We start from the raw sequence: 13,157 nt of genomic DNA, 5'->3' as shown, positions 1-13,157 counted from the left end.
CCCCCAGCCAGCCCCGAGGAGTCCTGTCGATGGCGAACTTCGCCAAGCCGAGCGCCCCGCGCTTCAGCGTGGAGGTGTACCAGAACGAGTTCCTTCCCGCGGGCGGGCGGGACGTGCACGCCATCGTGACCGTCACCTCCACCGGCGGCGCCACCGCCACCCGTGCCCTCGGCCAGGACGCGGCCGTCGTGATCATGGTGGACTGCTCCGGCTCGATGGAGTACCCGCCGGACAAGATGCGCGGCGCACGCGAGGCCACCGCCGCCGCGATCGACACCCTCCGCGACGGAACCGCCTTCGCCGTGATCGCCGGTACCCATGTGGCGAAGGAGGTCTACCCCGGCCAGGGCCGCCTCGCCACCGCCGGTCCGGACAGCCGCGCACGGGCCAAGGAGGCCCTGCGCGGCCTCGGCGCGGGCGGCGGCACCGCCATCGGCACCTGGCTCCGGCTGGCCGACGGCCTGCTGCGGCAGTCCACCGCCACCATCCGGCACGGCGTCCTGCTCACCGACGGCCGCAACGAGCACGAGGAACCGGCCGTGCTGCGCGCCACCCTCGACGCCTGCGCCGGCCGCTTCACCTGCGACGCCCGCGGGGTGGGCACCGACTGGGAGGTGAAGGAGGTGACCGGGATCGCGCACGCGCTGCTCGGCTCCGCCGACATCGTCGCCGACCCGGCCCACCTCGCCCAGGACTTCACGCGCATGATGGAGAACGCCATGGGCAAGGAGGTCGCGGACGTCGCGCTGCGCCTGTGGACCCCGGTCGGCGTGGAGATCCAGTACGTCAAGCAGGTCTCGCCGTCCGTGCACGACCTCACGGACCGCCGTACGGGGGCGGGTCCCCGCGCCGGGGACTACCCGACCGGTTCCTGGGGCGACGAGTCCCGCGAGTACCACGTGTGCGTCCGGGTGCCCGGCGCCTCCGTCGGCCAGGAGATGCTGGCCGCCCGCGCCTCGCTGGTGCTTCCCGGTCCGTCGGGAGAACCGCGGCCCCCGCTCGCGCAGGGTCTGGTGCGGGCCGTGTGGACCGACGATCTGGCCGCCTCGACCGCCATCAGCCCGCAGGTGGCGCACTACACAGGGCAGGCGGAGCTCGCGCAGGCTATCCAACAGGGCCTGGAAGCCCGCAAAATGGGTGATGTCGACGGCGCCACGGCCAAACTGGGTCGTGCCGTGCAGCTGGCCAGCGTCTCCGGGAACGCGGACACTGCCAGACTGCTGGCGAAGGTGGTGGATGTCGTGGATGCCGTGGCGGGTACTGTGCGGCTGAAGGCGAAGGTCGCCGATGCCGACGAGATGACCCTTGAAACGCGTTCGACGCAGACCGTCCGAGTGAAGAAGACCTGAGAAGACCTGACGCCTTGACGCAGGGAGAAGGGGGAAGCGCCGCGATGCCGACCTGCCCGAACGGGCACCAGTCCGCCTCCGACGACTGGTGCGAGGTCTGCGGCCACCGCATGGCTGCCCCTACGGGCACCCCCGCGGCGCCCTCCTACGGCTACGGCTACCCTCCCACCTCGGGTGAGCCGACCGCCCAGGCCGAGCTGTGCCCGCAGTGCCGGACCCCGCGCGAGGCCATGGCGCCGTTCTGCGAGGAGTGCCGGTACAACTTCCTGACGCGCAGCGCGACCCCGTACGCCTCGGCCCCGGACGGCGGCCCGAACAGCGGCCCCAACGGCGGCCCCAACGGCGGTCCGGGCAATGCCGTCGGCCAGGGCCAGAACCAGGGCCAGGCGATCGGCGCGGGAACGGGCGCGGGCACCCCGCCGCCCCCGCCCCCGGCGCCGCCCCAGCCGGTGTACTCACAGGACCACTTCGACTACCAGGGCTCCCGGCCCTCGCGGGTCAACCGCCCCGCCGAGCCGCTCCAGGGCGAGGACGACTGGCTGCTGCCGCCGCCCGCCTCCGAGCGGCAGCCGCAGCCGGTGCAACCCCCGCCGGCGCAGCCGGTGCAGCCGCAGCCGGTGCACCAGGAGTACCAGCAGCCGCACTACCAGCAGCCCCCGCCGCCGCCGGAGTACCCGCAGCAGCCGGTCCGGCAGCCCGCCCCGCCGCAGCACGAGTACCAGCCCCAGCAGGCGCAGCAGCCCCAGCAGCCTTCCCCGCCCCAGAACGGCACCGGCTCCTGGACGGCGACGATCGGCCCCGACCGCTCGTACTTCATGGCGATGATGCAGCGCAGCGGCCCCGAGGCGGCCGGGCTCAACCTGCCCGCGTACTCCCCGGAGCAGCACCTCCCGCTCGCCGGCGGCCAGATCACCATCGGCCGCCGCCGCGCCTCGACGGGCGAGTCCCCGGACGTCGACCTGTCGGTGCCCCCGGAGGACCCGGGCGTCTCCCACCAGCACGCCGTGCTGGTGCAGCAGCCCGACGGCGGCTGGGCCGTGGTGGACCAGAACTCCACCAACGGGACCACCATCAACGGCGGTGAGGAACCGATCCAGCCGTACGTCCCGGTCCCGCTCGCCGACGGCGACCGGGTCCACGTGGGGGCCTGGACCACCATCACCGTCCGCCGCGGCCGGCCGTAGCCGCTATCCGACGGCCTCCCCCAGGGGCCACACGTAGGGCCCCTGGGGATCGTCGAGCCAGGACCACTGGCCCTCGGCGGTGACGGTGACGCCGAACCGCTCGCGCGGCGGCCGGCCCTCGCGGCGCCACAGGTCCAGCGCCTCGCGCGGGTGCAGCACGCCCGCGGTCAGGATCAGCAGGAACTGGAAGCGCTCGTTCTCCACCATCTCGTACGGCACCCCGTGCAGCGGTCCCGTGGCCCCCGCGGGCAGCGGTGAGGCCGTGGCCCCGCGCAGCGGGACGAAGTAGGCGGAGGTGTGCAGGAAGCGGCCCTCGGCGAAGTCGGCGTCCCGGACCGTGAGGGCGATCAGCCCGGTCGACAGGGGCGCCAGGATCCGCGCCCCCGGCCGGCACTGGCCCAGCCAGGCGTGCGGGATCAGCGGCAGGGTGCAGGTCACCAGGATCCGGTCGAAGGGGGCCCGCGCGGGGCAGCCGCGCGCGCCGTCCCCGGTGACCACCGTCGGCCGGTATCCGAGCAGGGCCAGATGGGCCCGCGCCGCCTCGGTGATCTCCTCGTCGAGGTCCACCGTGGTGACGTGCTCCTCGCCGATCCGGTGGCACAGCAGCGCGGCGTTGTAGCCGGTCCCCGCGCCGATCTCCAGCACGTCGTCCCCGTCGCGCACCTCCAGGCTCTCCAGCATCTTCGCCATCAGGGAGGGCTGGCTGCTGGAGGAGACCAGCTCGCCGTCGCGCAGCCGCGTCGCCAGGGGGGCGTCCGTGTACACCCCGCGCAGCCAGCGGGCCCGCCGTACCGGATCGGGGTCCTCGCCCCACAGCCGTTCGTGCCCGGCGCCCCGGCCGGTCCAGAAGTACGGCACGAAGAGGTGCCGGGGCACGGCCGCGAAGGCCGCCCGCCAGGCCGGGTCCTCCAGCGCGCCCGCGGCGGTGAGCTCCCGTACCTGGGCGGCGTGCGCGGTCGCCCGCAGGTCCCGTGCCGCCGGGCCGCCCGGCGGGGTGCGGGGTGTGCGGGGATCGCGTGGAGTGCGTGACGCGTGAGCGCCCGTGCCGCCCGTGCCCATGTCTCCACTGTGCTGCGGGCGGCCTCCGGGTGCGACCCCTCGCCCCCGCGGGCGGGCATCCGAAGTCCTAGGACCGGGGTCCTCCGTCCGGGCGTCTGAGACGATGGTCGGGTGAATGACGATCCGCAGAGCACGGTCCAGGAGACGACCTTCTACGAGCAGGTGGGCGGCGAGGAGACCTTCCGCCGTCTGGTCCACCGCTTCTACCAGGGGGTCGCGGGGGACCCGCTGCTGCGTCCGATGTACCCGGAGGAGGACCTCGGGCCCGCGGAGGAGCGGTTCGCGCTCTTCCTGATGCAGTACTGGGGCGGTCCGACGACGTACAGCGACCACCGCGGCCACCCGCGCCTGCGCATGCGGCACGCCCCGTTCCAGGTGGACGCGGCCGCGCACGACGCGTGGCTCGCGCACATGCGGGTCGCGGTGGACGAGCTGGGCCTGGCGCCGGCGCACGAGGCGCAGCTGTGGCGGTACCTGACCTACGCGGCCGCCTCGATGATCAACACCGCGGGTTAGCCGGGACGCCCCGGCCGCGCGTTCAGACCGGCCGTACCTGGAGGGCGCCCAGCCCGCCGGTCCGGCCGGGACGCCGGGTGGCGACGGAGCCGTAGGGCGTGGCCAGCCGCAGCCAGCCGCCGGAGGCGAACAGCGCCACCGGCGTGGGGGTGCCGACGGGGGTGGTGGCCGGCGGGACGGTGGCCCGTACCGGCCGCAGGAAACCCAGGGACTGGGCGGCGTGCACGGCGCGCAGCGGGAGGTCGGTGTCACCCAGCGTGCGCGACCAGATCTCGCGGCCGATGCGGTCCCGCTCGGACCGGGTGCGGTGCTGCGGGGGCAGGGCCTCGTCGCGGGCCCGGAACTCGGCGACGGCGGCGGCAACGGCCGCCCGTACCGCCTCGGGCGCGGGCAGCCCCGGCACGGGCTGCCAGCCGCCGTGCGGCGGGAGCACCCCGGCCCAGGGCGGGCCGGTGACGGGTCCGGGGACGAGGAGTCCGGCGCCGGTCTCGTCGACCGCCTCCAGCAGCTCGCCGGCGGACACGGTCACGTCCAGCGGGGTGGTGAGGGGTGCGGCGAGCCGTGCCGTGCGGACGGCCAGGACGTCGAAGGACGGCGGCCTCCCGAAGACGGCGAGCGCCCCGCCGCCCGCCCGCGCCTGGACGCGGACGGCGGCGGCGCGGTCGTAGTGCACCAGCCGGCCCAGGAAGGCGGCGAGGTCCGCCGCCTCCCCGGAGTCGGCGAAGTGCAGCTGCTCGTTCATGCCGCGAGGCGCCCTTCGGCCGCCGCGGGCGCGTCGAGGTACTGCTCCAGGAAGTGCCGCTCCTCGGCCGTGATGCGGCGGGGCCGCCCCTCGGCGAGGTTGTAGGGCACGACCACGGTCTCGGCCCGGACGTACACCGTCTCGGGAGCGTCGGCCGTCGCCTCGTCCTTCACCTCGTAGCGGATGGTCAGGGACGCGGCGCCTATCCGGGTCACCCAGGACTCGATGAGCACCGGCTCGTGCCGGTGCACGAGGGGCAGCTTGTAGTCGATCTCGTGACGGGCCACGACGGAGCCGCCCGTGAACGAGTCGCTGCCCTCCCCCGGCGCCAGACGGAACATGAAGTCGATGCGGGCCTCCTCCAGGTAACGGAGGAAGACCACGTTGTTGACGTGCCCGAAGGCATCCATGTCCGCCCAGCGGAGGGGGCACCGGTAGTGGTGTCTGGCCATGGTCTCGGCCTAACCCCGGGTGAGCTTCTTGTAGGTGGCGCGGTGCGGGCGCGTGGCGTCCGGGCCGAGCCGCTCGACCTTGTTCTTCTCGTAGGACTCGAAGTTGCCCTCGAACCAGAACCACTTCGAGTCGCCCTCGTACGCCAGGATGTGCGTGGCGACCCGGTCCAGGAACCAGCGGTCGTGGGAGACGACCACGGCCGCACCGGGGAACTCCAGCAGCGCGTTCTCCAGGGAGCCCAGGGTCTCGACGTCGAGGTCGTTGGTGGGCTCGTCGAGGAGCAGCAGGTTGCCGCCCTGCTTGAGGGTGAGCGCGAGGTTCAGGCGGTTGCGCTCACCGCCGGAGAGCACACCGGCCGGCTTCTGCTGGTCCGGGCCCTTGAAGCCGAAGGCGCTGACGTACGCGCGGGACGGCATCTCGACCTGGCCGACGTTGATGTAGTCCAGCTCGTCCGACACGACCGCCCAGAGGGACTTCTTGGGGTCGATGTTGGCGCGGCCCTGGTCCACGTACGAGATCTTGACGGTCTCGCCGACCTTGATCTCGCCGGAGTCCGGCGTCTCCAGGCCCTGGATCATCTTGAAGAGCGTGGTCTTGCCGGCGCCGTTGGGGCCGATGATGCCGACGATGCCGTTGCGCGGCAGCGTGAAGGACAGGTCGTCGATGAGGACCTTGTCACCGAACGCCTTGGAGAGGTTGTTGACCTCGACCACGATCGAGCCCAGACGCGGGCCCGGCGGGATCTGGATCTCCTCGAAGTCCAGCTTGCGCATCTTGTCGGCCTCGGCCGCCATCTCCTCGTAGCGAGCGAGACGGGCCTTGGACTTCGCCTGGCGGCCCTTGGCGTTGGAGCGGACCCACTCCAGCTCTTCCTTGAGGCGCTTGGCGCGCTTCTCGTCCTTCTTGCCCTCGACCTTGAGGCGCTCGGCCTTCTTCTCCAGGTAGGTGGAGTAGTTGCCCTCGTAGGGGTGCGCGCGGCCGCGGTCGAGTTCGAGGATCCACTCGGCGACGTTGTCGAGGAAGTAACGGTCGTGGGTGACGGCCACGACGGCGCCCTTGTACTGGGCGAGGTGCTGCTCCAGCCAGTTCACGGACTCGGCGTCGAGGTGGTTGGTGGGCTCGTCGAGGAGCAGCAGGTCGGGGGCCTCGAGCAGCAGCTTGCAGAGGGCCACGCGGCGCTTCTCACCACCGGAGAGGTTGGTGACCGGCCAGTCGCCGGGCGGGCAGCCCAGGGCGTCCATGGCCTGCTCCAGCTGGGCGTCGAGGTCCCACGCGTTGGCGTGGTCCAGGTCGTCCTGGAGCTTGCCCATCTCCTCCATCAGCTCGTCGGTGTAGTTCGTCGCCATTTCCTCGGCGATCGCGTTGAACCGGTTGAGCTTGGTCTTGATCGGGCCGACGCCGTCCTCGACGTTCTCCAGGACGGTCTTGCTCTCGTCGAGCTTGGGCTCCTGCATGAGGATGCCGACGGAGTAACCGGGCGACAGGAAGGCGTCACCGTTGGACGGCTGCTCGATGCCCGCCATGATCTTCAGGACGGTGGACTTGCCGGCGCCGTTCGGGCCGACGACGCCGATCTTCGCCCCCGGCAGGAAGTTCAGGAAGACGTCGTCGAGGATCACCTTGTCACCGTGCGCCTTGCGCGTCTTGCGCATGGTGTAGATGTACTCAGCCAAGAGAAACCGTCCGGCAGATCGATGGTGGGCAGATACACCCCATACTGCCGTACGTCCATCCCCCGGGGGAAACGCGTATGGTCCCGGGGCCCTGACCTGGGCACGGACCGGAGGGGGACCGACCGCCAACGCCGACAGCCGCTCCTCGACCCGTTCCCGCAGGTGATGGAGCCGCCGGCGCGCGACGACGGGTCGCGCGCGTGGCGCGGCCGGTTCGCGCGGATCCCCGGCTGGTTCGTCGGCGGCCGGTACGTCGTGGGGCCGGCCCCTCCCACACGGGAGCGCCCGCCGAGCCCCGGTTCCCCGTGGCGCACGGACGTCGGGCACACGTGGCTGCCCGAGCAGACCCCGAAGGCACCGCGGAACCCGCGCCCGGCGTGGTCGGCAGGGCCCCCGGGCGGCGTCGGAGCCGGCATCCTCGACACCGGTCGGGGTGCGGGGGCCGCCTGAGCGGTGGGGCGCCGGTGTTCCGGAGGGACAGGGGGCGGGGACGGGGACGGGCCGGAGGGCGACGGCCCGGACGGCGTCGGGCCCCACGGTTACGGGCCCGAGGACTTCGGAACCGACGGCGACGGACCGCGCGGCTACGGGCCCGACGACTACGAAGCGCACGGCCCCGACGGACGGGTCGGGGAGGCGGGGGCGCCGTCCGGGGGCGGTCAGCGGGGGCGGTAGACGGTCAGGGCGTCGGGGAGCGCGGCGAGCACGAGCGAGCCGGGCGCCTTGGCGTATTCGCCGTCGTAGGCGAGCGGGGTGCCCGGCGGGATGTCCTCGACGCGGAGACCGTGCCGACGGGTGGCCACGTGGAGCGGGGACCGGCTCAGCGGGCCGGTGAAGGCCGCGGCCAGCAGGCGGGGGCCCGGCCGGCCTCCGCCGTGGACGAGCCGGAGGTCGAGGAGGCCCTCGCCGACCCCGTCGCGGCGCCGGGGCGTGGGCCCGGTGCCGTGGTAGGTGCCGTTGCCCGCGAAGAGCAGCCAGACGCTGCGGGGGCGTCCGGCCAGGGTGAGCCGGACGGGCCGCTCGGCCCGCAGCACCCGCCAGGCGGCGAGCACGGCGGCCGGGCCGCCGCCGATCCGCGGGGCCCAGCGCAGCCGGTGGCGCAGCAGCTCCGGGTAGGCGCCGATGCTGAAGTTGTTCAGGAAGTACCGCGTCGCGCCGTCGCCGGACCCGTCCGTCGGGGTGATCCGGCCCACCGAGACCCGGACGGCCTGGCCCTCGGCGATCGCCCGGCAGGTGTCCTCGGCGCCGCCGAGCCCGAGGTCGAGCGCGAAGTGGTTCAGGGTGCCGCCGGGGAACAGGGCGAGCGGCACCCCGGCGCGCAGGGCCGCCGTGGCCGCGGCGTTGACGGTGCCGTCACCCCCGCAGACCCCCAGCACCTCGGCCCGGGCGGCGGCCGCGGCCAGCTCGGCCTCCAGCTCCTCACCGGCACATTCGACGACCTCCGCCTTGGGCAGCCGCTCGCGCAGCACGTCGAACCCCGCCGACCCGGCCGTGCCCGAGGCGGTGTTCACCACGACCGTGAGCCCCTCCCCGTCCGGCAGGGCGGGTACCCCGGGCGCCCGGCGCTCGTCGCCCGGTACGGCCCTCGCCCGCTCGGCCTCGCGCGCGAGGCGTCGTACGGCGAACGCCGCGGCCACCCCGAGCGCCGACCCGACCACCACGTCGGAGGGGTAGTGCACCCCGGTGTAGACGCGCGAGAAGGCCACCGACGCGGCGACGGGGACCAGTACGGCCCCCCACGCCGGCGATTCGAGGGCCACACCGGCGGCGAAGGCGAAGGCCGAGGCGGAGTGCCCGGACGGGAACGAGGTGGTCCGCGGCTGCACGGCCGGCTGCCGCAGCACCGGAACCCCGTCCAGCACGGGCCGGGGCCTGCGCACCGACCACTTCCCGACGGTGTTGATCGTGGCCGAGGCCAGCGCCAGCGAGCCGATCCCGCGCAGCGCCGCCGCGCGGGCCCGCGGTGAGCCGAGGACGGTGATCGCCACGGCGGCCCCGCCCCACAGCACCCCGTGGTTGGCGGCGCGCCCGAGCCGCGGCAGCACCCGGTCGGCGCCCGGCCAGTGCCGCCGGGCCACCGCGTCGAACAGCCCCCGGTCCCACCGCGCGACCGTGCCCCGCCAGGTCAGTTCCTGATCAGCCATTGCCTGCGCCTACCCCGGGACGACGCTCCGGAATCAGCCTTCCGCTCCCTCGGACCCCCCTGCGTCCTCCTCTCCCTCCAACGGACGCTTGCGCAGCAGGAGGACCACCATGCCTCCCAGTACCACCAGTCCCACCGCGAGCGAGGCGATCACCGGCGTGGCGGCGGAGCTGCCGCTGGTGGCCAGCCGCTCGTCGTCCGGGGACTCCGGCGAGACGGTCGCGGCCGCCTCGGCGCCCGCCACCTCCGAGGCGCCCGCCAGGGTGCCCACCGTCCCCGCCGGGCCCTGCGCCGCCGACGACTGCCCCCGCGGCCAGACGGCCGTGGCGGTGGCCGTCGCCGCGGCGTCGCTGGAGCCGGCCACGACCTGCGCCTCGGCCGGGATCCCGCTGGTGAAGACCCTCCCGACGGGCACCTTCGTGGAGCCCTGCACGATGACCGACGCCGTCCCGTCCGGGGTGCCCGCGGGCACCTCGAAGTAGAGCCTGCTCCCGTTGCCCGCGGAGTCCAGCGGCCGCCCCTCGGCGTCCACCACGCGCACCCCCATGGCCGCGGCCGCCGCGTCCGGGGTGACGGTCACGCTCTGCGCCCCCGTTCTGACCGTGACCGGCCCGAGCCGGCTGCCGGTCGGCCCCGTCACCGGGCCGGACACCTGGCCGGGGTCCAGGTCCAACGAGGCCGGGGGCTCCGGCAGCCGCCCCGCCTCCCGCTGGAGGTAGTCGGCCAGCCGCGCCGCCGCCGGGTCGGCCGCCTCGACCTGCGCGCCGTCGGCCAGCCGCCAGATGGCCACCTGGGTCCCCGCGGCGGCGCTCTCCGCGGTCAGCGTCCCGGCGCCGGCCTCCTTCGCGAGCCCGGCCAGGTCGTTGTGCTGCGGATAGGAGTGCTCCAGGACCCAGCGGATCCGTCCGGCCTCGGCGTTGCCCGCCAGGGAGCTGCCGTTCCAGCCGCTCTCCGTGTACCGGGCCTGCGGCTGCGCCGAGCCCGCGATCCCGACCCCGTAGGTCTGGAGCATGCCGCCGCCGTCGACCCGCATCTCGTAGAGCCCGGCCGGGATCTGCCGGACCGAACCGTCCCCGGCGCGCAGGACCGCCTGCCCGTACGTCTTCAGCCCGTCCAGCACGGCGCTCGCGCCCTCCGCCGCCCGGCCGGCGGCCGGGTCCGGGTCCGTCGAGGCGCGGGCCCCGGGTCCGCTGGCGAGGGCGGCGGCGGTGAGCAGGGCGACCGCCAGGGGCCGCCGCACAGACCCCCGCGCCGGGCCCCCGGCGCCCGAGCCCGGATCCGGAACGGGCCGCGCGAGCCCCCCGGGAACGACTCCGGGGCCAACGGGCCCGGCGGGAAGCGGAATCGTCGCGCGGGCCGCGGCGACGGCCGGTGGCGCGGCGGACGCGGACGGTGATCCGCCCACGGGTGGGGACGGCGATCCCCACGCGGAGGCGCGGGGATCGGGGGACGCAGAGGACGCAGAGGACGCGGGAACAGCAATCGACACAGTCTTCCCCTTCGGGCCAATGACCCAGGTGCCCGTGAGTACCGGGGAATCCTAGCCTCCTCGAACACTCAGACCACCGCCGCCTTCTGAGGCCCCATCAGTGGCGTGTCCGTCTTGACCACCCGCCGGAACGCGGCAGTTCCGCGGTTCAGGTCGTGTCCGACGGCCACCGCGTCGATGTCGGCCGAGAACCACCGCACGCCGTCGCCGTCGGGTGGGTCCTCCCGGACCCGCAACCGCCCGTGGACGACGAGGGGTTCCCCGACCGAGACGGAACTCGCCAGGTTCAGTGCCAGCACGCGTCGCGCCCAGACCGTGTAGAAGCTGGTCGCCGCATCCGTCCAGGTGTCCGTGCGCCGGTCGAAGTACCTCGGGGTCACCGCGAAGCGGAACCGCGCCGACGGGCCGGCCGGCGTCTCCTTGAAGTCGATCTGCGTCGCCACGTACCCCACCAGCGTCACCAGGGTGTCGTTCATCCCGGCAGCCCTCCCCGCGTCGTACCCGTCCGGACCGTCCGCACGGGATACGACCATGCTGGCGCGGGGCCGCCCTCCCCGCTCGGGCCTGTGGACTACTGGCGGGTTGTGGACAACTTCGTCCCCCCTGCGGCGACGGTGGCGTACTGCTCGCGCACTTCGCGGTAGCGCAGCAGCTCCGCCGCCACCGGCTCCAGCACCCGGGCCCGCCCGCAGCCGGCCGCGGCCTGCCGCAGTTTGCGCTCGGCGTCCTGTCCGTAGCGGCGCGCGGGACCGCGGGCCGCGAGTGAGCACGCCCACTCCACGAGCGGCCCTCCGACGATCCCCGCCACCATGAACAGCACCGGCGGCAGCAGCTTCGGCTCCAGGACCCCGGCGATCTGTCCGACCAGCCAGAGCCCGCCGAAGATCTGCACCAGCGTCATGGCCGCCTGCGCCAGCACCGCCGCGGGCCACCAGGTGGGCCGCGGCGGCCTGGCGGCGGGCACCGCGACGGCCGCACCCAGCGTGACCGCCAGTTCGTCGAGCGCCTCCGGCAGCCGTTCGGCGCCGCGTACGGCGGTCTCCCGCACGGCCTGGGCCCAGGGGTCGGGCAGCCCGACGACCGCTTCGTCCGCGACGGTCCGCACGGCCTGCTCCACCCGCTGCCGGGCGGTCACCTCCTGCTCGACCGGCGTCTGCTCGGAAGCCGCCGGGGTACGGCCGATCGCGGCGAGGGCGGCCAGGCCCGCCAGCGTGCGCGGGGCGCGCCGGCCCTCGTACCAGCGCCACAGCCGCAGCCAGGGCGTGCCGCAGGCCTTGCCGGCGTTGCGCCGCCAGGCCCGTTCGGCGGCGAGGCCGGCCGCGTAGGCCCCGACGGCCTCCGCGAGCCGGTCCTCGAACTCGGCGCGGGCTGCCTCGCCGATCTCGGGTCCGGCGTGGCCGTCGGCGACGTACAGGGGCCGCAGACGTCCGGCGGCCCGGTCCACATCGGCGGAGATGCGGCGGGTCGCGGCGCCCTTCTCCTGGGTGAACTGTCCGAGCAGCTCGCGGAGTTCCCCGACCCCCTCACCCGTCAGGGCGGACAGTCCGAGCACGGTGGCCCCCGGCTCGCCGTGCTCGCCGAGCGCGATGCCGTCGTCGTCCAGGAGCCGGCGCAGGTCGTCCAGGACGAGGTCGGCGGCCTCGCCGGGCAGCCGGTCCACCTGGTTCAGGACGACGAACGTCACTTCCGCGTGGCCGGCCAGCGGTCGCAGGTACCGCTCGTGCAGGACGGCGTCCGCGTACTTCTCCGGGTCCACCACCCACACCACCGCGTCGACCAGCGCCAGCACCCGGTCCACGTGGTCGCGGTGCGCGCCGACCGCCGAGTCCAGGTCGGGCAGGTCCACGAGGACCATCCCGCGCAGCACCTCGGCCTCCGAGGTCTCCCGGGGCCTGCGCCGCAGCCGGCCCGGGATCTCCAGCCGGTCCAGCAGTCCCGCGGCCCCGTCGGACCAACTGCACGCGATCGGCGCGGCGGTGGTCGGGCGGCGCAGACCGGTCTCGGAGATCTGCACTCCGGCGAGTGAATTGAAGAGTGTGGACTTGCCGCTTCCGGTGGCTCCGGCGATGGCGACGACCGTGTGCTGCGGTGACAGGCCGCGTCGCGCGGCCGCCTCGTCCAGCACCCGGCCGGCCTCGGCGAGGGTCTTGCCGTCCAGCCGGGTCCGGGACAGCCCGACGAGCTGGCGCAGGGCGTCCAGGCGCAGTCGCAGGGCCTGCGCCTCGGGGCTGAGCGGCAGGGCGGGGGCCTTGCCGCCGTCGCTGCCGGCGCCGGAGACGGCCCGGACCAGGGCCTCGTCGCCCTCGCGGCGCTCCTCGTCCCGCTCCTCGTCCCGCTCCTCGCCGAACACGTCGTCCAAGTCGTCGGGGTCGACGCCGTCGAGGCCGCCGCGTTCCCCGCGCGGCCCCGACGCCCCCGGGGAACCGGACCGCGGTCCTCCTCCTCGCGCCCCCGCCCCGCCCTTGCGCAGGCTCCGGTGGCGCGAGCGCGCGATGAAGCCGTCGTCCCAGCGGTCGTCGGTGCGGTCGCGGTCGGTCAGCGCGGTCACC

At 74.7% G+C, this 13,157-nt stretch carries 11 protein-coding genes; 3 read left to right on the top strand and 8 right to left on the bottom strand.

From position 1 onward, the window contains the following. The first annotated feature begins 29 nt into the window (after nucleotides 1–29). Both OG295_RS22480 and OG295_RS22475 read left to right on the top strand, forming a co-directional pair. Nucleotides 30–1,349: a VWA domain-containing protein gene (locus OG295_RS22480; protein ID WP_371678493.1), complete on the top strand. Its 1,320-nt coding sequence runs from the start codon at nucleotides 30–32 to the stop codon at nucleotides 1,347–1,349. A gap of 44 nt (nucleotides 1,350–1,393) precedes the next feature. Further along, nucleotides 1,394–2,533, top strand: a complete 1,140-nt coding sequence (locus OG295_RS22475; protein ID WP_371678492.1) for an FHA domain-containing protein — start codon at nucleotides 1,394–1,396, stop codon at nucleotides 2,531–2,533. A gap of 3 nt (nucleotides 2,534–2,536) precedes the next feature. Here the strand turns inward: OG295_RS22475 and OG295_RS22470 are convergent, their stop codons facing one another. Then, nucleotides 2,537–3,592, bottom strand: coding sequence for a methyltransferase domain-containing protein (locus OG295_RS22470; RefSeq protein WP_371678491.1), 1,056 nt, complete (start codon nucleotides 3,590–3,592; stop codon nucleotides 2,537–2,539). Nucleotides 3,593–3,703: 111 nt separating this feature from the next. Here OG295_RS22470 and OG295_RS22465 point away from each other — a divergent pair, with 111 nt between their 5' ends. Beyond that, nucleotides 3,704–4,108 carry a globin gene (locus tag OG295_RS22465; RefSeq protein ID WP_371678490.1) on the top strand — a complete coding sequence of 135 codons (405 nt, stop codon included), beginning with the start codon at nucleotides 3,704–3,706 and terminating at the stop codon, nucleotides 4,106–4,108. 22 nt (nucleotides 4,109–4,130) lie between these two features. Here OG295_RS22465 and OG295_RS22460 read toward each other — a convergent pair whose 3' ends face one another. From OG295_RS22460 to OG295_RS22430, 7 genes are all read right to left on the bottom strand, one after another. Then, nucleotides 4,131–4,850, bottom strand: a complete 720-nt coding sequence (locus OG295_RS22460) for a hypothetical protein (protein WP_371678489.1) — start codon at nucleotides 4,848–4,850, stop codon at nucleotides 4,131–4,133. Next, nucleotides 4,847–5,302, bottom strand: a complete 456-nt coding sequence (locus tag OG295_RS22455; RefSeq protein WP_266839080.1) for a thioesterase family protein — start codon at nucleotides 5,300–5,302, stop codon at nucleotides 4,847–4,849. The genes OG295_RS22460 and OG295_RS22455 overlap by 4 nt, the downstream gene beginning before the upstream one ends. Before the next feature lie 9 nt (nucleotides 5,303–5,311). Next, nucleotides 5,312–6,976, bottom strand: coding sequence for an energy-dependent translational throttle protein EttA (gene ettA, locus OG295_RS22450; protein WP_266839082.1), 1,665 nt, complete (start codon nucleotides 6,974–6,976; stop codon nucleotides 5,312–5,314). Nucleotides 6,977–7,635: 659 nt separating this feature from the next. Further along, the gene (locus OG295_RS22445; protein WP_371678488.1) at nucleotides 7,636–9,120 is read right to left on the bottom strand and encodes a bifunctional phosphatase PAP2/diacylglycerol kinase family protein; all 1,485 of its coding nucleotides are present in this window, start codon (nucleotides 9,118–9,120) and stop codon (nucleotides 7,636–7,638) included. A gap of 33 nt (nucleotides 9,121–9,153) precedes the next feature. After that, nucleotides 9,154–10,359 (bottom strand): TQXA domain-containing protein, encoded by a 1,206-nt coding sequence (locus OG295_RS22440; protein WP_371678487.1) that lies wholly within the window; start codon nucleotides 10,357–10,359, stop codon nucleotides 9,154–9,156. Nucleotides 10,360–10,676: 317 nt separating this feature from the next. Further along, entirely contained in the window at nucleotides 10,677–11,084 is a 408-nt protein-coding gene (locus tag OG295_RS22435; RefSeq protein WP_030229555.1) for a single-stranded DNA-binding protein, read from the bottom strand. 95 nt (nucleotides 11,085–11,179) lie between these two features. Further along, complete coding sequence (locus OG295_RS22430; protein WP_371678486.1) at nucleotides 11,180–13,156, bottom strand: GTPase; 1,977 nt, start codon at nucleotides 13,154–13,156, stop codon at nucleotides 11,180–11,182. Nucleotide 13,157: the final 1 nt, after the last annotated feature.

The organism is Streptomyces sp. NBC_01276, from assembly GCF_041435355.1.
In the GTDB taxonomy this organism is placed as follows: Bacteria; Actinomycetota; Actinomycetes; order Streptomycetales; family Streptomycetaceae; genus Streptomyces.
This window is presented reverse-complemented; position numbering and strand designations above follow the sequence as displayed.

Excerpts from the sequence above, each read along its gene's own strand:
- OG295_RS22480 (WP_371678493.1), top strand. The coding sequence starts at position 30 with ATGGCGAACTTCGCCAAGCCGAGCGCCCCGCGCTTCAGCGTGGAGGTG.
- OG295_RS22475 (WP_371678492.1), top strand. The coding sequence starts at position 1,394 with ATGCCGACCTGCCCGAACGGGCACCAGTCCGCCTCCGACGACTGGTGC.
- OG295_RS22470 (WP_371678491.1), bottom strand. The coding sequence starts at position 3,592 with ATGGGCACGGGCGGCACGGGCGCTCACGCGTCACGCACTCCACGCGAT.
- OG295_RS22460 (WP_371678489.1), bottom strand. The coding sequence starts at position 4,850 with ATGAACGAGCAGCTGCACTTCGCCGACTCCGGGGAGGCGGCGGACCTC.
- OG295_RS22455 (WP_266839080.1), bottom strand. The coding sequence starts at position 5,302 with ATGGCCAGACACCACTACCGGTGCCCCCTCCGCTGGGCGGACATGGAT.
- OG295_RS22445 (WP_371678488.1), bottom strand. The coding sequence starts at position 9,120 with ATGGCTGATCAGGAACTGACCTGGCGGGGCACGGTCGCGCGGTGGGAC.
- OG295_RS22435 (WP_030229555.1), bottom strand. The coding sequence starts at position 11,084 with ATGAACGACACCCTGGTGACGCTGGTGGGGTACGTGGCGACGCAGATC.